The sequence below is a fragment of the Caulobacter sp. P1_D6 genome (assembly GCF_056406095.1).
Genome location: NZ_JBFUAW010000016.1, coordinates 80,935 through 101,734, shown reverse-complemented (window position 1 = coordinate 101,734; position 20,800 = coordinate 80,935). Strand labels below are relative to the sequence as shown.

Sequence of the window (20,800 nt, the reverse complement as noted above, 5' to 3'; positions counted from 1 at the left end):
CTATCTTCCCTGGAACCTACCGCCACTCGCCGGGACGCGAGCGCGGTTCGATCTTCAGCGCGGTGGCGCCCTGCACGTAGCGATCGCGGAAGGCTTCGCGGCGGGGGGCCGTCGGGACTTCGCGGCGCTGGTCCTGGCGCGGCCGGTATTCGTGGATCTGGGCGCCGACCTGGAAGCCGCCCAGCAGCCGTTCCAGCTCCTCGACCTCGGCGGCCAGGGCGCTGGTGGCGGCGGCGGACTGCTCGACCATGGCGCCGTTCTGGTGGATCACCTGGCCCATCTGGTTCACCGCGGCGTTGACCTCGGCCAGGCCCGTGGCCTGTTCCTTGGACGAGGCGGCGATCTCGCCGACCAGGTCGTTGATCTCGATCACCTGGCCCAGGATCTGGTCCAGGGTCTGGCCGGTCTCGCCGACCAGCTTGACGCCCTTGTCGACCTGCTCGCTGGAGGCGCGGATCAGGCCCTTGATCTCCTTGGCGGCGTCGGCCGAGCGTTGGGCCAGGGCCCGCACCTCTTGCGCCACCACCGCGAAGCCGCGACCGGCGTCGCCGGCCCGGGCGGCCTCGACGCCGGCGTTCAGGGCCAGCAGGTTGGTCTGGAAAGCGATCTCGTCGATGACGCCGATGATCTGGGTGATCGACTGCGAGGACTTCTCGATGCCGCCCATGGCCTCGACGGCCTCGCGCACCACCTGGCCGCTCTTTTCGGCGTTGGACTTGGCGCTCTGGGTCACGCCCCGCGCTTGTTCGGCGTTGTCGGAGCTCTTCTTCACCGTGGCGGTGATCTGGTCGAGGGCGGCGGCGGTGCGCTCCACACCGGTCGCCTGGCGCTCGGTGCGCTGGGCCAGGTCGTCGGCGGCGGCCGAGATGTCGCCGCAGCCGGCGCGGATGCTGCGCGCCGCGCCCAGGACACCGGCCAAGGTCTGCTGCAGGTTGTCGACGGCGGCGTTGAAATCGGTGGGGATCTTGCGGGCTTCCGGCGGGAAGGCGTCTTCGCGCAGGCGCGAGATCAGGTCGCCCTCGGCCAGCTTCTCGACGCCCTGCCCCAGGGTGTTGACGGCGGTCAACTGGGTGCGGGCGTAGGTCTCGACCTCTTGCAGATGGCGGCGCTGCTCGGCCTCGGCGGTCGCGCGCTCGGCGTCCTCGGCGGCGCGGGCCGTCTGCTCGCTCGCCAGCTTGCGCTGGACGCCGTCCAGGCCCTTGGCCAGCGCCTGGACCTGCTGGTCGTCGGTGTCGGGCGAGCGCAGCGGCTGGTCGTACTGGCCGGCGCCCAGGGCGTCGACCGAGCGGGTCAGGCCGTCCAGGGCGCGGCGCGTGGCCTCGCTCCAGGCGACAAGCCCGATGATCAGGGTCGCGACCAGCGTCGCCATGCCGGCCATGCTGAACGGCGAGACCAGGCCCGGTCCGCCGAACGCCGCCCAGCCCAGCTGGCCCAGGCCCGCCGACAGGCCGAGGACGACGATCAGCCTCCAGCCGAGAGGCAGCCGATTGAACCCGCTCATTCCGAATCTCCGAGGCCGCGCTAGGCCAGCTTCGAGAAATGGCGACTGAGTCCTAACGCCTCATTAACCATACCCGCGCCGCGACATTTTGGCGGGGTAAGAGGCGCGAACCGCCTCCTCCGCCGACGGCGAAGAGGCGGCCTCGCTCTAGGCGGCGATGATCTGGATCGACCGCCTTGACTCCGATCGATCCAGAATATAACCATTTAGTTATGGAACTGATGAGTTATGGAAACCCCGCGGGGCTCGACGCCACTTTCGCCGCCCTGGCCGACCCGACCCGACGCGCCATCCTGGCGCGGCTGGCGACGGGGGAGGCCTCCGTCGGCGAACTGGCCGCGCCTTTCGCCATGAGCCAGCCGGCGATCTCCAAGCACCTGAAGGTGCTGGAGAAGGCCGGGCTGGTCTCGCGGGGCCGCGACGCCCAGCGCCGTCCGGTGCGGGTGGAGGAAAAGCCCCTGGCCGAGGCCAACGCCTGGCTGGAGGCCTACCGACAGACGCTGGAGGCCAACTTCCAGCGCCTGGACGCCCTGCTCGACGAACTGAAAACCACCCAGGGACGCTGAAGCGCCCTCCCCATCCAGAAGGAAACGACCCATGGCCCAAGACAAGCTGACCGTCGCCACCCAAGGCGACCGCGAAGTGGTGTTCACCCGCGCCTTCGGCGCCTCGCGCGAGCTGGTGTTCGACTGCATGACCAAGCCCGACCTGGTGAAGCGCTGGCTGCTGGGCCCGCCCGGCTGGACCATGCCGGTCTGCGAGATCGACCTGCGGGTCGGCGGCAAGTTCCGCTATGTCTGGCGCAACCAGGACGGCCGCGACATGGGCATGGCCGGCGTCTATCGCGAGATCGTCGCGCCGGAGCGGATCGTCCACAACGAGGTGTTCGACGACAACTGGACCGGCGGCGAGACCACGGTCACCTCGACCCTGACCGAGACCGGCGGCCGCACCACCCTGACCACCTCGGTGATCTACGCCAACGAGGCGGCCCGCAAGGGCGCCCTGGTCAGCGGCATGACCGACGGCATGGAGATGGGCTACGCCCGCCTCGACGCCCTGCTCGAAACCGTCTGACGGGGAAGGGAGGGGGAACGGCCATGGAGGCTCGCCTCGCCGACGCCATGGCCGCCCTGCGGTCGGCCGCCACCGACCACGACCTGGCCAATCTGGACCGGTTCGGCATCGTCGCGCCCAGCGCCCTGGGCGTGTCGATGGCCAATCTGCAGAAGATCGCCAAGCGCCTGGGCCGCGACCACGACCTGGCCGCCGCCCTCTGGGCGACCGGCGTCTACGAGGCCCGGATGCTGGCCAGCCTGGTCGACGATCCGGCCCGGGTGACGCCGGAGCAGATGGACGCCTGGCGGGCCGACTTCGACAACTGGGGCATCGTCGACACCGTCTGCTTCAAGCTGTTCGACCAGTCGCCCCACGCCTTCGCCAAGATCGGCGAGTGGGCCGGACTGAACGACGAGTTCGGCCGGCGGGCGGCCTTCGCCCTGCTGGCCTGCCTGGCGCTGCACGACAAGACCGCCGAGGACCAGCCGTTCCTGGACGGCCTGGTCCTGATCGAACGCGCTGCGGGGGATAATCGAAGTTTCGTCAAGAAGGCGGTGAACTGGGCGCTGCGGGCGATCGGGCTGCGCAAGAGCCCGGCGTTGAAGGCCGCCGCGATCGGGACCGCGCGGCGCCTGGCCGCCTCGCCAGAGCCGTCGGCGCGCTGGGTCGGCAAGGACGCGCTAGAGGCTTTGACGAAGGCGCCCAAGGCCGCTCGCAGCTGATCCGCGGCGTCTCGCAGAAATCCGACGCGGCCGTGTCGCATCGGCCCCTACCCGAACGTCTTATGTTCAAACCCTCCGAAGGAGACCGTCGATGAGTGACCTTGCCCTGCGTACCTCGCCCCGCCGCATCGGCCGCAGCGTGCTGGCGGTGATCGCCGGTTTCCTGACTGTGGTCGTGCTGTCGACCGCCACCGACGCCGTCCTGCACGCCGCCAAGGTCTATCCTCCGCCGGAACAGGGCATGCACGACCCGCTGCTGAACCTGCTGGCCCTGGCCTATCGCAGCGTCTTCACCCTGGCCGGCGGCTGGATCACCGCCAGGCTGGCCCCGAACACCCCGCTGCGCCACGCCTTCATCCTGGGCGTGCTGGGCCTGATCGCCGGCACGGCCGGCGTGATCGCCACGTGGAACCTGGGCCTGGGGCCGCACTGGTACCCGATCCTCCTGGCGGTCACCGGCTTGCCCCTGTGCTGGGCGGGCGGCTGGCTGGTGGTGCGGGGGCGAGCGTCGTGAGGCTGGCGCGGGGCGGCTGGGGCGTGGCGCTGGAGACGCTGGCGGAGCGGCGCCGTCACGCAGCCGAGGCCGCCGCCGGTCGCGCCGTCGAGCGACCCCAGCCGGAACCTGACCGCCGAACGCAAGAAACACTGTCATCCCGGGCGTAGCGAAGCGAAGACCGGGGACCGCCGAAGCGCCGCGCTCAGGCGTCGGTCCCGGATCGGCGCGCTGCGCGCTTGTCCGGGATGACAACTGAATGAGGACTTAGGGGAGGCGTCCTTCGCCCCGCTCGACCAGCACGCCCGGCCGCCGAGCATCCAGTCCAAACGTCACCGGCAGGTGGCGCACGTGCGGGGTCTGCAGGTTCAGGGCCTTGGCCCCGCGCGCCACGGCCAGCTTGCCCAGCGCCAGGGGGCCGAAGCCGTCCTGCACGCGCGGCCTGGCGCCCAGGCGGCGGCGCAGCACGCCGTTGGCGTAGATGACGTTGGCCCGCATCAGGGCCGGCGGGGTCATGAATTCGATCGAGATCGAGACGTTCAGCATCGGGCCGTTCTCGATCCGATGCGGGGCGTTCTGCTTCCAGGTGACCATGGTCCCGGGCGTCAGGTCGTAGGCCTGGGCGCCGGCGTCCCACGCGGGGTCGAAGGCGAACTGCTCGGCGGTCTCCTTGAGCACGATCTTCTCCAGCGCCAGCTCGCCGACATAGGGATCGGCGACCGGGTAGACCCAGACCTTCTTGCGACCGCGGACCTGCCACAGCGACACCAGGGGCACGTCCAGATGGTAGAACACCTGGGCGTCAGCGCTGCTGATCAGCATGCCCAGGTCGCGCTTGAAGGTCTTCAGGCCCGGCACGCGGGCCTCCTTCTCGGCGAAGATCTCGTCGCAGAGGGCGGCGTACTCCGGCACGAAATCGTTGGTGTGACGCAGGTTCAGCCAGATGCGGCCGGCCTTGGCGGCCTCCAGAAGCTGGTCGCCGGTCAGGTTCCCCGCCGCGCCCTTGCGCCAGGTGGTCCAGGCCTTGGGGTCCTCGCCCATGGTGAAGACGCCCAGTTGGTCGCGCGGATACTGGTCCAGCAGGCGGGCCAGGCCCTCGTCGTCGAACATCGGCCGCTCGTGCAGGCCATGCTGGAAAGTCAGGTTCTCACGGCCGAAGGCCGCGGCCTTGGCGTCGGTCCAGTCGCTGATGATGCTCACGACACGGTCCTTCCGTAGAAGTGGATCTTGAACGGGCCCCACCACAGGGTCTTGCCCAGGCCCCGGGCGGCGCGGTCCAGCCAGTCGGCGCGGTCGCCGGCCCGGGTCAGCCACTTGAAGCCGGCCACCAGGCCGAACAGGGCGGCCTGGACCACGCCCACCGCCATCCAGCGGGCGACGCCCACGCGGTCGGGCGGACTGGCGGCGGCGCAGTGGGCCGACGGGCCCTGGCCGTAGGCGAAGGCGCGGCGGATCGTGTAGTCCAGGCTGAGGCGATCGGGCACGGGATCTTCCCAGACCCACGCGGCCGGCTCCCAGGCGAAGCGCGCGCCATTGGCCTGCATGTGGCCGAACAGCATGTCGTCCTCGCCGCCGATATGGTTGCGCTCCACGGCGAACGGCGCGACCGGATCGGGCAAGGCGGCGCGGCGCAGCAGGCTGTCGCCGCAGCCGTAATAGTGGTCGATGACGCCCGCCTCGGCGGGGCCTTCGCGCGAGAAGAAGCGCTCCAGATAGTCGCGATGCGCGACCACGCTGACCGGCGCTCGGGCCCGGACCGGACCGAACACCACGTCGGCCTCGTAGCGCGCCTGGGCGGCCAGCAGCGCCGCCAGCCAGCCGGTCGGGGCCTCCTCGTCGTCGTCGAGGAAGGCGATCAGCGCGCCGCTCGCCTTGGCCATGCCGGCGTTGCGGGCGTGGGCCACGCCCGGGCGCGGCTCGTGGACGTAGTGGACGGGGAACGGCGCCTGGCGGGCCAGGTCGGCGACGGCCTTCTCGGCCGACGGGGCCTGGTCGTTGTCGACCACCACCAGCTCCAGGGCGGCGAAGTCGACCCCGACTTGGGCGAACACCGAACGCGCCGCGACGGCCAGGCCGTGCGGACGCCGTTGGGTGGGGATCATGACCGTGACGCGCATGCGAGCTCCAGGCTTTGGCGGACCTTAGCCGCCGCGCCTTTGCGCTTGGTTAGCGAACGCGTCGACCAGGCCGCGCATCCGCCCGCCCAGGGTCAGCTCGACGCTGGCTATGGCGTCCATGCGACGGCTGAGCCGTCCGACCGGGCCAGCGCCCCGCGAACCGGCCAGGGCCATCACCCCGTCCAGCGAGTGGGCCATCCGCCCGGCCATGGTCGAAGCCGTCGCCGTGCCGTCGCCGATCTGGACCTGGCTCAGCGCATAGGCGCCCTTGTAGTGGTCGTGGCCGGGACCGAGATCGTAGTGATGCAGGCCCAGGCCCGGCATGGCCGCGATGGCCCGCATGAAGAAGATCTGGCCCGGCGACCACTCGCCATAGGCCGGATTGGTCGAGGCGATCCACGGGTGATAGACGCCGTCCAGCCGCACGCCGAAATGGCCCGCCACCAGCTGGCCGCCGGCGTAGAGGTTGATCATCAGCCCCTGGAACGGACCGGTCTGCTTCAGGAACAGGTCCAGCAGCAGGCCTTGCACCCAGGCCGGGCGCAGGAAGTCGTGGACGCCGGTGCGCTCCAGCTGTTCGCGCTTCCAGGCGATCAGCTGGTCGAAGGCCTCGCGCGAGCGGTCGGCGGCGACCAGTTCGATGGTCCCCATCTCGCGCTCGAGCTTGCTGTCAAGCCGGCGCCAGTTCTTGATCTTCTTGGGGCTGGCCGCGCGGACGGCCTCCAGATAGGCCTCGGCGTCGGCGCCGCCCCAACCTTTCGTGGCCAGGTCGATGACGTGGGCGGTCTTCGTCTCGTTGCGGCCGAACACGCCGAACGGATCGATCAGGCCGGTGTAGCGATAGGCGGTCAGGTCGGCGGCGCCCAGCACCTGCGCGGCGTCCAGGCCCGCGTCTGCGCGCGAGACCAGGCCGTGATAGTCCGACAGCGGCGAGCCGATGGCCCGGGCCATGGCGCCGGGGCGGCGGTGATGCGGCAGGAAGCCCAGGGTCTGGTCGCCGCGACGGATCACGGCCACGCGGGCGTCGTCGCGCACGGCGCCGACGGCGCGCGCGAAGTCCGGACCCAGCAGCGGGCTGGCGAAGGCCGGCTCGGCCGCCGCCATCTCGCGCCACGTCCGCACGTCGGCCTGCGTCAGGTCGCGCGGGTGAAGGGTCTCGATGTCCAGCATGGTGATGTGTCCTAATCCGATCCCGACCTGGATCGGACTGCAACACGGGGGCCAAGTTCGCTTTCTAGGCGACCATCGCGCCCAGGCTGCAATCAGGAAAAAGTCGCCTTCAGAATCGCCTCGATTCCGTGCTGATCGACCGTGTCGAAGGCGGCCGGCTTGTCGGAATCGACATCGAACACGGCCAGCAACTGACCCGAGGCGTCGAACACGGGGACGACAATCTCACTTTGGGACCGGCTGTCGCAGGCGATGTGGCCCGGAAAGGCGTGGACGTCCTCGACCAGCTGGGTCTGGCCGGTCTCGGCCGCCGCACCGCAGACGCCGCGCCCGAAGGCGATGCGCAGGCAGCCCAGCGTGCCCTGATAGGGCCCGACCACCAGCTCGCGCGCCTTCAGCGGATCGACCACGTAGAAGCCGGTCCAGAAATAGTGGTCGAAGCTGCTGGCCAGCATCGAGGCCACCGTCGCCATGCGGGCGGTCAAGTTGGTCTCGCCGTCCAGCACCGAGGCGATCTCGTCGGCCACCTCGGCGTAGCGGGCGGCCCGATCCTTGGCCTGGAAGTCGGCGGTCAGGGTCTTGTCGTTGAAAGCTTCGGCCATGGGCGGGGATATAGCGCGTTTGGTGGGGGATGCGAGGGGTGGTTACGCCGAGCCATCTTCCCCGTTTTCCCGGCGAAGGCCGGGACCCAGATCCCAGAGCGGTGTGGCGGGCTGGAAAACCTCCGCGCTTTTTTTTGGCGTCAGCCTCAAAGCCATTCCATCTGGGCCCCGGCCTTCGCCGGGGAGACGGATTTAGGGTGACGCCCCTACTTGAACGGATGCTCGCCCCACGCCGGCCAGATGTCGGGCAGGTCCGCCGACACCTTGTCCGGATACACCGGAGCGCGCTTCTCCAGGAACGAGCTCACCCCTTCCTTGGCGTCGCCGGCCGCGCCGCGCGACTGGATGGCCCGGCTGTCGGCCTTGTGGGCCTCCATCGGATGGTCGGCGCCGGCCATGCGCCACAGCAGCTGGCGCGAGAGGGCCACCGAGACCGGCGCGGTGTTGTCGGCGATCTCGCGGGCCAGGGCCCGGGCGGCCGGCAGCAGGTCCTCGGGCGCGTGCAGCGAGCGGACCAGGCCGCGCTCCTTGGCCTCCTGGGCGCCGAACACCCGGCCGGTGAAGCACCATTCCAGAGCCGTCTGCATGCCCACCAGCCGCGGCAGGAACCAGGACGAGCAAGCCTCGGGCGTGATGCCCCGGCGGGCGAACACGAAACCGAACTTGGCGTCGGTCGAGGCCAGGCGGATGTCCATCGGCAGCTGCATGGTCACCCCCACCCCGACGGCCGCGCCGTTGACGGCGGCGATGATCGGCTTGAGGCTCTCGTACATCCGCAGCACCACGCGGCCGCCGCCGTCGCGATAGATGTCGCCGACCTTGCCCTCTTCGCGCTCCAGGGCCTGGGGATTGGTGCGGTCGAAGGTGGCCCCGCCGCCCGACAGGTCCGCCCCGGCGCAGAAGGCCCGGCCAGCGCCGGTGACGATCACCACGCGCACGGCGTCGTCGGCGTCGGTGATGTCGAAGACGTCGATCAGCTCCTTCATCATCCGGGCGGTGAAGGCGTTCAGCTTCTCCGGACGGTTCAGGGTGATGGTCGCGATCCCATCCTCGACGGCGTAGAGCAGGGTCTCGAAGCTGGGCGCGGCCATGGGTGTCTCCTCCGGGTTTGGCGGCACTCAAACACGCGTATGAACTGGCGGCAATCCTGTGCGTCCTTCGAGGCCCGCCGCGCGGGCGCCTCAGGATGAGGAGCTTTGTCGCTGCAGAATTCCTCATCCTGAGGTGCGAGGCGTAGCCGAGCCTCGAAGGACGCAGGGCCTTCCCCGACGACACCCTTGGCGTTCCGGCAAGACCCGCGCATTCTCCAGTGATCACCGATCACGCGGAGACACGCGGGCGGAAAAGGGAGGATCCGATGACGTCGATCATCGAGGCCGACTACATCGTGGTGGGCGCCGGCTCGGCCGGTTGCGTGCTGGCGGCCAGGCTGTCCGAGGACGGCCGGTACAAGGTTCTGCTGCTGGAAGCCGGCGGCGACGACCGGCCGACCAGGAACCCGTCCCAGTTCATGTCGAACCTGATGATCCACATCCCGGTCGGCTACGCCTCGACCCTGAAGGACCCCAAGGTCAACTGGCTGTACGCCACCGAGCCGGACCCGGGCACCGGCGGACGCTCGCACGTCTGGCCGCGCGGCAAGGTGTTGGGCGGCTCGTCCTCGATCAACGGCCTGCTCTATATCCGCGGGCAACAGGCCGACTATGACGGCTGGCGTCAGTTGGGCTGCGAGGGCTGGGCCTGGGACGACGTCTATCCCTATTTCCGCAAGGCCCAGCACCAGGAGCGCGGCGACTGCGGCGACTGGCACGCGACCGGCGGCCCGCTGAACGTCTCGGACGTCACCGAGACCAACCCGATCTCCGACGCCGTGGTCGAGGCCTGCGTCGAGGCTGGCATCCCGCGCAACGCCGACGTCAACGGCGAGAGCCAGGAGGGCGTGGCCTACTACCAGCTGACCGTGAAGAACGGCCAGCGCTGCTCGGCGGCGGTGGCCTATCTGCACCCGGCCATGGGCCGCGCGAACCTTCAGGTCGAGACCAACGCGCTGGCCCGCAAGGTGCTGTTCGAGGGCAAGCGCGCCGTGGGCGTCGAGTTCAGCCAGAACGGCGTGGTCTGCACCGCCAAGGCCCGGGCCGAGGTGATCCTGGCCGGCGGCGCGATCAACTCGCCGCAGCTGCTGCAGCTGTCTGGCGTGGGTCCAGGCCAGCTGCTGGCCGAGCACGGAATCGCCGTGGTCCACGACCTGCCCGGGGTCGGCGAGAACCTGCAGGACCACTACGTCACCGGCGCGCGCTTCCGCCTGAAGGCCGGGACGGTGTCGGTCAACGAGCAGAGCAAGGGCGGCCGGCTGGCGGCCGAGGCGCTGAAGTACCTGTTCCAGCGCAAGGGCCTGCTGACCCTGTCGGCGGCCCACATCGCCGCCTTCTGCAAGTCGCGCCCGGATCTCGCCGAGCCGGACATCCAGTTCCACATCCTGCCGGCCACGATGGACCTGGAGAAGCTGTTCAATGAGCAGAAGATGGAGCTGGAAGGCGCGCCGGGCCTGACCATCGCCCCGTGCCAGCTGCGCCCCGAGAGCCGAGGCCACATCCGCATCAAGTCGGCCGACCCGACCGTCTATCCGGCGATTTTCGCCAACTACCTGTCCGATCCGCTGGACCAGGAGGTCACTGTGGCCGGCCTGAAGTGGGCCCGCAAGATCGCCGCCCAGCCGGCCATCGCCCCGCTGATCGACCACGAGATGAACCCGGGCGCCGACTTCGCCAGCGACGCGGCCCTGCTGGAATATGCCCGCGCCGCCGGCTCGACGATCTACCACCCGGTCGGCACCTGCCAGATGGGTAGCGGTCCGATGGCCGTGGTCGACAGCCAACTGCGGGTGCGCGGCGTGACGGGACTGCGGGTGGTCGACGCCTCGGTCATGCCGCGCCTGGTGTCGGGCAACACCAACGCCCCCACCATCATGATCGCCGAAAAAGCCTGCGACATGATCCGCCAGGCCGCCAAGGTGGAGGCCGCCGCCTGATGCATCCGTTCCATCACGCCCAGAGCCAGCCCGACAAGCCCGCCTACATCATGGCCGGCTCCGGCGAGACGGTGACCTACGGCCAGCTCGACGCCCGCTCGAACCAGGGGGCGCAGCTGTTCCGCTCGTGGGGTCTGAAGGCCGGCGACGTGATCGCCATCCTGATGGACAACAACGCCCGCTTCTTCGAGATCGCCTGGGCCGCCCAGCGCGCGGGGCTGTATTTCACCTGCGTCTCGACCAAGCTGACGGCGGCCGAGGTCGAGTACATCGTCAAGGACTGCGGGGCCCAGGCGCTGATCGTCAGCCCGGCCCTGGACGAGGCGGCCCAGGCCGTCGCGCCGCTGATCCCCGGCGTGCGGCTGTTCCGGGTGGGCGGCGCCAAGGCTCCGTTCGAGGACTTCGAGGCGGCCAGCGCGGCCATGCCCATGACGCCGATCGCCGATGAGACGGCTGGCTCGGACATGCTCTATTCCTCAGGCACCACCGGCCGGCCCAAGGGCGTCAAACCGGCGCTGAGCGGCGGCCCGATCGACGCGCCCCACGCCCTGCAGATGATGGCCATGGGCCTGTTCGGCTTCAGCGGCGACAGCCTCTATCTCTCGCCCGCCCCGCTCTACCACGCCGCCCCGCTGCGCTGGTGCATGACCGTGCAGAAGATCGGCGGCACGGTGATCGTGATGGAGAAGTTCGATCCCGAGGCCGCCCTGGCCCTGATCGAGAAGTACGGCGTCACCTGCGGTCAGTTCGTGCCGACCCACTTCGTGCGGATGCTGAAGCTGCCGGAAGAGGTCCGCGCAAGGTACGACGTGTCGTCGATCCGGTCGGCGGTACACGCCGCCGCCCCCTGCCCCGTGCCGGTCAAGGAGCAGATGATCGGCTGGTGGGGTCCGGTGATCTTCGAATACTACGCCGGCACCGAGGGCAACGGCTTCTGCTGGATCAATTCCGACAACTGGCTGGCCCACAAGGGCAGCGTCGGCCAGGCGGTGCTGGGCGAACTGCGGATCTGCGACGAGGCCGGCGAGCAACTGCCGGTGCGCAGCGAGGGGACCGTCTACTTCGCCAACGGCCCGGCGGTGAACTACCACAACGCCCCGGACAAGACGGCCGAGAGCTACAACCAGCACGGCTGGACCACCCTGGGCGACGTGGGCTGGGTCGACGAGGAGGGCTACCTGTACCTCACCGACCGCAAGAGCTTCATGATCATCTCGGGCGGGGTGAACATCTATCCGCAGGAGATCGAGAACCTGCTGATCACCCACCCCAAGGTCGCCGACGCCGCCGTGGTCGGCGCCCCGCACGAGGAGATGGGCGAACAGGTGGTGGCGGTGATCCAGCCGCTGGACCCTTCCGCCGACCAAGCCTCCCTGGCGGAGGAACTGATGGCCTTCGCCCGCGCCAACCTCAGCCACGTGAAGTCGCCCAAACGCATCGACTTCATGGCGGAGCTGCCGAGGCATCCGACGGGCAAGCTCTACAAGCGGCTGATCCGCGATGCGTATTGGGGTAAGGGCGAGAGCAGGATCGTCTAGCCGCATCGCGAACTTCCATGGACCAGGTCGAGCTCATCCACGAAACGCCCGTCCTGGTCTTCGCATCCGAAGGCCCCGCCCTCGACGTGGGCGCCGTCAACGATTTCCTGAGCGAGGCCTGGTCGGCCGACGCGACGTGGGCGGCCGTCCCGCTGGACCGGCTGGGCGACGGCTTCCTGGACCTGAGCACCCGCATTGCCGGCGAGGTGATCCAGAAGTTCATCAACTACCGTGTGGGCGTGGCCTTCATCGGCGACATCTCGCGTTCGACGGAGGCCAGCAACAGCCTGCGCGACTTCGTCTACGAGTCGAACAACGGCTCGGCGGTGTGGTTCGTGCGGGACATGGCGGAGCTGAAGGCGCGGTTAGCCCAGAGGTGATGGACGCCCAGCCCCTCCCCCTGTGGGGGAGGCGATCGCGCAGCGATCGGTGGGGGGAGTTCTAGGAAACTCGATCCGGGTTGTGGCCGCTTTCCGATCACTCCCCCCTCCGTCGGCTTCGCCGACACCTCCCCCATAGGGGGAGGACCGAATCCACGCTAACGCTTGGCGCCATGTTCTCCCTGCCCAAGACCGCCACCGCCCCTTTCTGCCCCGCCGAGGTTCGCGGCGCGGTGGCCGTGCCCGAGGGCCTCAGCCCCTGGAAGCGGGCGCTGCGGTTCGCCGGCCCCGGCCTGCTGATCAGCGTCGGCTACATGGACCCCGGCAACTGGGCGACCGACATCGAGGCCGGATCGCGCTACGGCACGGCCCTGCTGTTCGTGGTGGTGCTGTCCAGCCTGGCCGCCATCGTGCTGCAGACCCTCAGCCTGCGCCTGGGCCTGGTCACCGGCCGCGACCTGGCCCAGATGTCGCGAGACCGCTACGGGCCGCGCACGGTCAAGGTCCAGTGGTTCCTGGCCGAGATCGCCATCATCGCCTGCGACATCGCCGAGGTGCTGGGCAGCGCCCTGGCCTTCAAGCTGTTGCTGGGCATACCGCTGTGGGCCGGCGTGCTGCTGACGGCGCTGGATACGGTCATCGTGCTGGGCCTGAAGGGCAAGGGCTTCCGGCAGTTGGAGGCGATCATCCTGGGCCTGGTCGCCACCATCGGGATCTGCTTCCTGGTCCAGCTGATCCTGATCAAGCCCGACGCCAGCGCGGTGGCGCACGGCCTGATCCCGTCGCTCGACGCCCTGAAGCAGGGCAACGCCCTCTACCTGGCCATCGGCATCGTCGGGGCGACGATCATGCCGCATAACCTCTATCTGCACTCGGCGATCGTCCAGACCCGGGTGGTCCCCGCCGACGAGCCGGGCAAGCGCTCGGCCCTGCGGCTGGCGACGCTGGACACCGTGGCCTCGCTGGCCGTGGCCCTGTTCATCAACGCCGCCATCCTGATCCTGGCGGCCTCGGCCTTCCACCGGACGGGCAACACCGAGGTGGCCGGCATCGAGGAGGCCCACCGCCTACTCGCGCCCCTGACCGGCGCGGCCGTGGCCGGACTGTTGTTCGGGATCGCCCTGTTCGCCTCGGGCCAGAGCTCGACCTTCACCGGCACCATCGCCGGACAGGTGATCCTGGAGGGGTTCCTGAACCTGAAGATCCCCTGTTGGCAGCGGCGGCTGATCACCCGGGGGCTGGCCATCGTCCCGGCCCTGATCGGCGTGCTGACCATGGGCGAGCATTCGGTGGGCAAGCTGCTGGTCCTGACCCAGGTGGTGCTGAGCGCTCAGTTGCCCTTCGCCATCTTCCCGCTGCTGCGCTTCACCGACGACAAGGCGCTGATGGGCGTGTTCGCCAACGGCCTGCTGACCAAGGCCGTGGCCTGGAGCCTGTTCGTGGTCATCTCGGCCGCCAACGCCTGGCTGGTGGTGCAGACGCTGTTCGGCTGACGGGACCTTGCCCGTCGCGCCCTCCCGTGCGACCAATCAAACAACTGTTTCAAGCCAAGAAACGTGCGGGAGAAAACACGCCATGAAGGAAGTCGCCTACGCCGACGTCGCCAGCCTGGTCGGCCAGGAGATCGGGGTCTCCGACTGGGTCGAGATCAGCCAGGAACGGGTCAACCAGTTCGCCGAGGCGACCGGCGACCACCAGTGGATCCACGTCGACGTCGAGCGCGCGACCCGCGAGATCGGCGGTCCGATCGCCCATGGCTACCTGACGCTGTCGCTGATCCCGATGCTGGGCGCGGGCATCCTGCGGGTGACCGGCGTGACGCGCGGCATCAACTACGGCTGCGACAAGGTGCGGTTCACCGGCATGGTCCGGGTCGGCAAGAAGGTGCGCATGCGCCAGAAGCTGGTCAGCGTCGAGCCCAAGGCCGGCGGCCTGCAGATGAAAAACGAGTGCACCATCGAGATCGAGGGCGAGGAACGCCCCGCCTGCGTGGCCGAGACGATTTCGATCATCTACGGCTGATCTCAACCAAAACGCTCTGTCATCCCGGACAACGCCGGAAGGGCCGCCGATCCGGGACCGCCGGAAGCGCGGTGTTCACGCGTCGGTCCCGGATCTTCGCGCTGCGCGCTCGTCCGGGATGACAACCCTGAAGACAAAAGAAAACGGCCGCGGATCGCTCCGCGGCCGTTTGCTTGTCTAGGCGTGGATCAAGCTACTTCTTGATCGCGTCGCCGATCTTGTCCTGGGCCTGGCCGACCTTGTTCTGGACGTCGCCCTTGGTCTTCTGGGCTACGCCTTCGGCTTCCAGACGCTCGTTGCCCGTGGCCTTGCCGGCGGCTTCCTTGACAGCGCCGACACCCTTGTCGACAGCGCCTTCAACACGATTGGTGCTCATGACTTCACTCCTGCTGGATTCGAACTCCCCCTAGAAACGGGGGGCCAGGAGCGAGGTTCCTGTGTCGCCTATCCTACAGTGGACGCTACCGAGCGACCGCCATGGCCGCGGCCGACACCGCCGCGGCGGCCTGGGTCGCGTCCCCCATCGCCTGGTCCTGAGCCTCGGGCGGCCGGGCGGGCTTGGCCTGGATCAGCGGCGGACCGGCCGTCTTGTCGAGCATGGCGACGGTCTCGCGGATGAACTTGGCGTGGGTGACGATGCCGATCTCCAGCCGCTCGCCCGTCAGCTCGACCTGCTGGGTCAGCATGCCGGCCACGAACTGCACCTCCTGGCTCTCGGTCGAGCCCGGCCGGCGGCGCGCGCCCTCGGCCATGAACACCGGTCCGCCCGAATTGCCGGGGAACACCGAGAAGTCCATCAGGAAGGTCGGGAACACGCTGGCCGGGGCCAGCGGATAAGACGCCACCCGGCCCGAGCGCAGGATCGGGAAGCCGGCCGGATTGGCCGACAGGCCGCGCGGGAAGCCCAGGGCCATCATCTCGTCGCCAGGACCCAGGCCATACTTGTTGAAGGTGTCGTCCTGGGCCAGCCAGGCCAGGGGGATCGCCGCCTTGGCGAACTCCGGCGGGGCCTCGACCTCGATCGCGGCGACGTCGCGGGTGGGATGCTTGACCCACAGGGCGTGGTCGCCGTCGCGGATCTTCAGGGTGTGGGGATCGTAGCGCCAGACGCCGTCGGCGCTCTGGATGCGATAGCCGATCTTGGCCGAGACGCCGGGCATCTTGTCGAAGACGTGGGCGGCGGTGACCAGGATCGTGCGCGGACGGCCGTCGGGGGTCGGATCCTCGATCAGGAAGCCGGTGCCGACGGTGCGTGAACCGTCGCCGAGCGGCTGTTCAAGCTGCACGGTCGCCTGGATCAGATCGACCGACAGGTCCCAAGCCATCTAAGCCCTCACGCCCCCGGATTCACTCTACACGAGGGTCAGTTTGACCAGCGCCGTCTAGGCGCACAAGTTGGCGTTCTGACGCATCAGGGGGAAAACTCACCATGAACCGGCGCAAAATGATGACGAGCGCGGCAGCTGTCATTACGTCGGTGTCGGTGATCCCCCCCGAGAACGCCTTATCCGAGAGCATGATGTCAGAGTCGCCCCCGCCTGTCGCGCCTGTCGCCCAGAAGATCCCCAAGCGAACCGAGCAGTTGGGCCGCGTCCGCGTCGACGACTACGCCTGGATGAAGGACGACAACTGGCAGAAGGTCCTGCGCGATCCGGCCTTGATCAAGCCGGAGGTCAAGGATCACCTGACCGCCGAGAACGCCTATGTGAAGGCCATGCTGGCCTCCACCGAACCGCTGCAGAAGGCGATGTTCGAGGAGATGAAGGGCCGCATCAAGGAGGACGACGCCAGCGTCCCCGCCCCCGACGGCCCGTTCGAATACTATTCGCGCTTCAACATCGGCGGCCAGCACCCGATCTTCGCCCGCCGCCTCAAGGGCAAGACCGATGGCGAAGAGATCCTGCTCGACTGCGACGCCCTGGCCAAGGGCAAGGCCTACAGCCAGGTCAGCGCCGCCGACCACAGCCCCGACCACAAGCTGTTCGCCTACGCCGAGGACGCGCAAGGCTCGGAGGTCCACCACATCTATGTGAAGGACCTGGCGACCGGCGAGATCCTGAAGGAGCCCGTCGAGAGCAGCACCGGCGACTTCGCCTGGTCTCCCGACAGCCAGTGGCTGTTCTGGACCCACCGCGACGACAACGGCCGCTCGGACAAGATCTATCGCCGCCCGGCCCGGGGCGGGCTGAAGGACGACGTGCTGGTCTATGACGAGCCCGACGACGGTTTCTTCGTCAGCGTCGGCACGGCCGGCTCGGACGCCTTCATCCTGATCAGCGCCGGCGACCACGAGACGTCCGAGACCCTGCTGATCCCCGCCGCCGACCCGACCGCCGCGCCCAAGGTGTTCGAGCCACGCACCGTGGGCCTGCGCTATTCGGTCGAGCATTGGGACGGCCGGTTCGTCATCCTGACCAATGCCGACGAGGCCATCGACTTCAAGCTGGTCGAGGCGCCGGTCGCCACGCCCGGCCGCGCCCACTGGAAGGACTTCGTCCCCCACAAGCCCGGCCACTTCATCACGGGCCTGGCCGCCTACAAGAACCACCTGGTCCGCGTCGAGCGGGTCAACGCCAACACCCGCATCGTCATCACCGACCGCGCCACCAGGGCCGAGAAGCCGATCGTCATCGACGAGGAGGCCTATGTCCTGAGCCTGGAGGGCGGCTACGAGTTCGACACCCCGGTGATGCGCTACGTCTACCAGTCGCCGACCACGCCCCGGCAGTGGTTCGACTACGACATGGCGACGGGCGCCAAGACCCTGCGCAAGACCCAGGAGATCCCGTCCGGCCACGATCCGGCGGCCTATGTCACCAAGCGGCTCTACGCCAAGGCTCCGGACGGCGCCGAGGTCCCCGTCACCGTCCTGATGAAGAAGGACACGCCGCTCGACGGAACGGCGCCGCTGCTGCTGTACGGCTATGGCAGCTACGGCATGTCGATGGATCCGTCGTTCTCGATCCGCAACCTCAGCCTGGTCGACCGCGGCTGGATCTGGGCCACGGCCCACATCCGCGGCGGCTCGGAAAAGGGCTACGGCTGGTTCCTGGACGGCCGCAAGTTCACCAAGAAGAACACCTTCACCGACTTCATCGCCTGCGCGGAGCACCTGCACGGCGCGGGCTACGGCGCCAAGGACCGCACGGTGGCCTATGGCGGCTCGGCCGGCGGCATGCTGATGGGCGCGATCACCAACCTGCGGCCCGACCTGTGGTCGGGCATCATCGGGGCGGTGCCGTTCGTCGACGTGCTCAACACCATGAGCGACACCTCCCTGCCCTTGACCCCGCCGGAATGGCCCGAATGGGGCAATCCGCTGGAGGACAAGGACGCCTACGACTACATCGCCAGCTACTCGCCGTACGACAACGTCACGGCCAAGGCCTATCCGGCCGTGCTGGCCACCGGCGGCCTGTCGGACCCGCGCGTCACCTATTGGGAGCCGGAGAAGTGGACGGCCCGGCTGCGCGAACACACCACAAGCGGCGCCCCGATCCTGCTCAAGATCAACATGGAAGCCGGTCATGGCGGGGCTTCCGGACGGTTCGACTTCCTCAAGGAGATCGCTTTGGACTATGCGTTCGCCGTGTGGGCGGTCGACAAGGGATGGACCAAGGCGTGATGAGTTCGACCAAGCGGGCCCTCCCCCTGTGGGGGAGGCGGCGCGCAGCGCCGGTGGGGGGATACGTCGGGCATTCGATCACTCCCCCCTCCGTCGGCTGCGCCGACACCTCCCCCATGGGGGGAGGACTTTGATGAGCGTGACCATCCGTCCATCAACCGACGCCGACATCGCGGCCATCACCGCCATCTACGGCTGGAACGTGCTGAACGGCCTTGGCACCTTCGAGGAGGTTCCGCCGGACGAGGCCGAGATGGGCCGCCGGCGCGCGGCCTTCCTGGCCAAGGGCCTGCCCTATCTGGTCGCCGAGCAGGACGGCGCGGTGCTGGGCTATGCCTACGCCGGCCCGTTCCGCCTGCGCGCGGCCTATCGCTACACGGTCGAGGACAGCGTCTATGTCGGCCCGGACGCCGTGGGCAAGGGCGTGGGCAAGGCGCTGCTGTCGGCCCTGATCGAGGCCTGCGAGGCCCTGGGCCTGCGCCAGATGTGCGCGGTGATCGGCGACAGCGGCAACGCCGCCTCGATCGGCCTGCACGCCGCCCTGGGTTTCGAGCAGAAGGGCGTGTTCCCCGACATGGGCTACAAGTTCGGCCGCTGGGTGGATCTCGTCTGGATGCAGCGCCCGCTGAACGGCGGCGGCGCGCGCGAGCCGGACGCGCCGGGCATGGAGCTGCGCGGGGTCTGATGAAGATGACGGCGATGCGACTTGCCCCGCCGTCCCCGCCTGCCTAGGGTCCCGCCATGCTCGGCCTGCGCACCCTGATGCTGATCCTGCTGGCGGCGGTCTTCGCCGTCGGCGGACCGCTGCGCGCCCTGCCCGCCCACGCCGGGGCCGTCCCGCCCTGCCATGAGACGGCGGCGGACATGGGCGAGATGAGGGGCGAGATGGCGGGCATGGCCCATGACAAGGCGCCAGTGCACAAGTCCAAGCCCGACGCCCTGGCCATGAACTGTTGCGCCGGCTGCCTGCCCGCCGCCGTCCGCGACATCGCCCCGACCACGACGCCGGGCGCGGCCGTCCGCATCGCCTTCGCCCCCGTCAGCCAGGCCTTCGACGGTCTGAGCCCCGCGCCGGAACACGGCCCTCCAAGACCCCTCGCCTGAAGCCTTCCGCGCGGCCGCCGCGCGGATCATCCTCCCCTTGCTTCAGAAAGGTCGGTCCCGATGACCACCCAGACTTTCCACGCGCGCCTGCTGGCCTGCGCCGCTTTCACCGCGAGCCTAAGTCTCGCCGCTCCCGTACTCGCCCAGGAGGCGCACGACAAAGACGCCCACGCCGGCCACGACATGACCGGCGCCCTCCGCTCAGAGGCCGACATTGCGATGGACGAAGGCGATTTCTCGCCCTCCATGCGGCCCATGCAAAGCGCCTTGGGCGGCTACGGCATGGCCCGCGACGCCTCCGGCACCAGCTGGCAGCCGGACGCCTCGCCGCACGACGGGATCATGGTCCATACCGACAGCGGCTGGATGCTGATGGGCCACGCCCTGTTCAACGGCGTCTATGACAGCCAGGGCGGGCCGCGCGGCGGCGACAAGGCCTTCGTCGCCGGGATGGTGATGGGCATGGCCCAGCGCCAGGTCGGCGACGGCACGCTGGGCTTCAAGGCGATGGTCAGCCCCGACCCGTTCATGGGCAAGCGCGGCTATCCGCTGCTGCTGGCCAGCGGCGAGACGGCCGACGGCCAGACTCCGCTGGTCGACCGCCAGCACCCGCACGACCTCTTCATGGAGCTGTCGGCCAGCTACAGCCATCCGCTGGGCGGCGGCTTCGACGGCTATCTCTATGCCGGCCTGCCCGGCGAGCCGGCGTTCGGCCCGCCGGCCTTCATGCACCGCCAGGCGGCCATGGACAGCCCGGAGGCCCCGATCACCCACCACTGGTTCGACTCGACCCACATCACCTTCGGCGTGGTGACGGCCGGGGTGTCGCGCGACGCCTGGAAGGTCGAGGCCAGCGCCTTCCGCGGTCGCGAACCGGACCAGCATCGCTACGACATCGAGACCGGCCAACTGGACAGCGTCGCGACCCGCGTCTCTTGGAACCCGACGGAGAACTGGGCCCTTCAGGCCAGTTGGACGCGGATCAACAGTCCCGAGGCCCTGGAGCCCGACGACGACGAGGCCCGCACCTCGCTCAGCGCCCTCTATTCTCGTCCGTTCGGGAACGACGGCTCGCTCAGCGCCACCCTGGCCTGGGCCCGCAAGGACCGCATCCCCGGCGACGCCCTGCAGGCCTGGCTGTTCGAGGGGGCGGTGAAGCCCGATCAGCACTGGACCGTCTTCACCCGCGCCGAGCAGGTGGAGCAGGACGAACTGGCCGGCCATCACGGCGGCGTGTCGACGGTGCGCAAGCTGTCGGTGGGCGCGATCTACGACGTGCCGCTGTCCGACAACGTCAAGCTCGGCTTCGGCGGCCTGGCCAGCGCGTTCGATGCGCCCGCCTCGCTCGGCTATGACGACCCGATGGGCGGCATGGCCTTCGTGAGGCTCAAGATCGGCTAGTCGCTTGACCGCAGCTCAACTTAAGGTCTCCTTTATTC

The 20,800-nt window shown here is 69.1% G+C and carries 20 protein-coding genes and 2 pseudogenes; 13 read left to right on the top strand and 9 right to left on the bottom strand.

Annotation, left to right across the window (positions count from 1 at the left end; all coding sequences use genetic code 11):
• Positions 1-16: 16 nt before the first annotated feature.
• Positions 17-1,501: a methyl-accepting chemotaxis protein gene (locus AC1DYP_RS11175; RefSeq protein WP_477046387.1), complete on the bottom strand. Its 1,485-nt coding sequence runs from the start codon at positions 1,499-1,501 to the stop codon at positions 17-19.
• Positions 1,502-1,722: 221 nt separating this feature from the next.
• Here AC1DYP_RS11175 and AC1DYP_RS11170 point away from each other — a divergent pair, with 221 nt between their 5' ends.
• From AC1DYP_RS11170 to AC1DYP_RS11155, 4 genes are all read left to right on the top strand, one after another.
• Positions 1,723-2,067 carry an ArsR/SmtB family transcription factor gene (locus tag AC1DYP_RS11170; protein ID WP_477046386.1) on the top strand — a complete coding sequence of 115 codons (345 nt, stop codon included), beginning with the start codon at positions 1,723-1,725 and terminating at the stop codon, positions 2,065-2,067.
• A gap of 31 nt (positions 2,068-2,098) precedes the next feature.
• Complete coding sequence (locus AC1DYP_RS11165; protein ID WP_477046385.1) at positions 2,099-2,578, top strand: SRPBCC family protein; 480 nt, start codon at positions 2,099-2,101, stop codon at positions 2,576-2,578.
• A gap of 23 nt (positions 2,579-2,601) precedes the next feature.
• Complete coding sequence (locus AC1DYP_RS11160) at positions 2,602-3,282, top strand: DNA alkylation repair protein (protein WP_477046384.1); 681 nt, start codon at positions 2,602-2,604, stop codon at positions 3,280-3,282.
• A 91-nt stretch (positions 3,283-3,373) separates the two neighbouring features.
• Positions 3,374-3,796, top strand: coding sequence for a hypothetical protein (locus AC1DYP_RS11155; protein WP_477046383.1), 423 nt, complete (start codon positions 3,374-3,376; stop codon positions 3,794-3,796).
• Between the two features lie 246 nt (positions 3,797-4,042).
• Here the strand turns inward: AC1DYP_RS11155 and AC1DYP_RS11150 are convergent, their stop codons facing one another.
• The 6 genes and pseudogenes from AC1DYP_RS11150 to AC1DYP_RS11125 form a co-directional block, all read right to left on the bottom strand.
• On the bottom strand, positions 4,043-5,089 hold the full coding sequence (locus AC1DYP_RS11150; protein ID WP_477046382.1) for a hypothetical protein: 1,047 nt from the start codon (positions 5,087-5,089) through the stop codon (positions 4,043-4,045).
• On the bottom strand, positions 4,972-5,892 hold the full coding sequence (locus AC1DYP_RS11145) for a glycosyltransferase family 2 protein (RefSeq protein ID WP_477046381.1): 921 nt from the start codon (positions 5,890-5,892) through the stop codon (positions 4,972-4,974). Before AC1DYP_RS11145 ends, AC1DYP_RS11150 begins: the two co-directional genes overlap by 118 nt.
• Before the next feature lie 24 nt (positions 5,893-5,916).
• Positions 5,917-7,062 carry a GNAT family N-acetyltransferase gene (locus AC1DYP_RS11140; RefSeq protein ID WP_477046380.1) on the bottom strand — a complete coding sequence of 382 codons (1,146 nt, stop codon included), beginning with the start codon at positions 7,060-7,062 and terminating at the stop codon, positions 5,917-5,919.
• Between the two features lie 92 nt (positions 7,063-7,154).
• Positions 7,155-7,664, bottom strand: a complete 510-nt coding sequence (locus AC1DYP_RS11135) for a GAF domain-containing protein (RefSeq protein ID WP_477046379.1) — start codon at positions 7,662-7,664, stop codon at positions 7,155-7,157.
• A 206-nt stretch (positions 7,665-7,870) separates the two neighbouring features.
• Positions 7,871-8,755 carry a crotonase/enoyl-CoA hydratase family protein gene (locus AC1DYP_RS11130; RefSeq protein ID WP_477046378.1) on the bottom strand — a complete coding sequence of 295 codons (885 nt, stop codon included), beginning with the start codon at positions 8,753-8,755 and terminating at the stop codon, positions 7,871-7,873.
• Between the two features lie 59 nt (positions 8,756-8,814).
• Positions 8,815-8,922 (bottom strand): annotated as a pseudogene (locus tag AC1DYP_RS11125) (hypothetical protein); the annotation flags it as partial.
• Positions 8,923-9,021: 99 nt separating this feature from the next.
• On the opposite strand from AC1DYP_RS11125, the gene AC1DYP_RS11120 reads away from it, so the two are divergent.
• The 5 genes from AC1DYP_RS11120 to AC1DYP_RS11100 all read left to right on the top strand — a co-directional run bounded on the left by AC1DYP_RS11120 (position 9,022) and on the right by AC1DYP_RS11100 (position 14,632).
• Complete coding sequence (locus AC1DYP_RS11120; protein WP_477046377.1) at positions 9,022-10,692, top strand: GMC family oxidoreductase; 1,671 nt, start codon at positions 9,022-9,024, stop codon at positions 10,690-10,692.
• Positions 10,692-12,230, top strand: a complete 1,539-nt coding sequence (locus tag AC1DYP_RS11115) for an acyl-CoA synthetase (RefSeq protein WP_477046376.1) — start codon at positions 10,692-10,694, stop codon at positions 12,228-12,230. The genes AC1DYP_RS11120 and AC1DYP_RS11115 overlap by 1 nt, the downstream gene beginning before the upstream one ends.
• A 17-nt stretch (positions 12,231-12,247) precedes the next feature.
• Positions 12,248-12,610 carry a DUF4180 domain-containing protein gene (locus AC1DYP_RS11110; protein ID WP_477046375.1) on the top strand — a complete coding sequence of 121 codons (363 nt, stop codon included), beginning with the start codon at positions 12,248-12,250 and terminating at the stop codon, positions 12,608-12,610.
• Between the two features lie 173 nt (positions 12,611-12,783).
• Positions 12,784-14,103 (top strand): Nramp family divalent metal transporter, encoded by a 1,320-nt coding sequence (locus AC1DYP_RS11105; protein ID WP_477046374.1) that lies wholly within the window; start codon positions 12,784-12,786, stop codon positions 14,101-14,103.
• Positions 14,104-14,185: 82 nt separating this feature from the next.
• The gene (locus tag AC1DYP_RS11100; RefSeq protein ID WP_477031968.1) at positions 14,186-14,632 is read left to right on the top strand and encodes a MaoC family dehydratase; all 447 of its coding nucleotides are present in this window, start codon (positions 14,186-14,188) and stop codon (positions 14,630-14,632) included.
• 188 nt (positions 14,633-14,820) lie between these two features.
• Here the strand turns inward: AC1DYP_RS11100 and AC1DYP_RS11095 are convergent.
• Positions 14,821-15,008 (bottom strand): annotated as a pseudogene (locus tag AC1DYP_RS11095) (CsbD family protein).
• A gap of 85 nt (positions 15,009-15,093) precedes the next feature.
• Positions 15,094-15,957 carry a trypsin-like serine peptidase gene (locus AC1DYP_RS11090; RefSeq protein WP_477031969.1) on the bottom strand — a complete coding sequence of 288 codons (864 nt, stop codon included), beginning with the start codon at positions 15,955-15,957 and terminating at the stop codon, positions 15,094-15,096.
• Between the two features lie 191 nt (positions 15,958-16,148).
• Here AC1DYP_RS11090 and AC1DYP_RS11085 point away from each other — a divergent pair, with 191 nt between their 5' ends.
• The 4 genes from AC1DYP_RS11085 (at position 16,149) to AC1DYP_RS11070 (ending at position 20,762) form a co-directional block, all read left to right on the top strand.
• Positions 16,149-18,257 carry a S9 family peptidase gene (locus AC1DYP_RS11085; protein WP_477046373.1) on the top strand — a complete coding sequence of 703 codons (2,109 nt, stop codon included), beginning with the start codon at positions 16,149-16,151 and terminating at the stop codon, positions 18,255-18,257.
• A 133-nt stretch (positions 18,258-18,390) separates the two neighbouring features.
• Positions 18,391-18,942, top strand: coding sequence for an N-acetyltransferase family protein (locus AC1DYP_RS11080; RefSeq protein WP_477046372.1), 552 nt, complete (start codon positions 18,391-18,393; stop codon positions 18,940-18,942).
• A gap of 56 nt (positions 18,943-18,998) precedes the next feature.
• Positions 18,999-19,361: a hypothetical protein gene (locus AC1DYP_RS11075; protein WP_477046371.1), complete on the top strand. Its 363-nt coding sequence runs from the start codon at positions 18,999-19,001 to the stop codon at positions 19,359-19,361.
• A 60-nt stretch (positions 19,362-19,421) separates the two neighbouring features.
• A complete protein-coding gene (locus AC1DYP_RS11070) occupies positions 19,422-20,762 on the top strand; it encodes a hypothetical protein (RefSeq protein ID WP_477046370.1) in 1,341 nt (446 codons plus the stop codon).
• Positions 20,763-20,800: the final 38 nt, after the last annotated feature.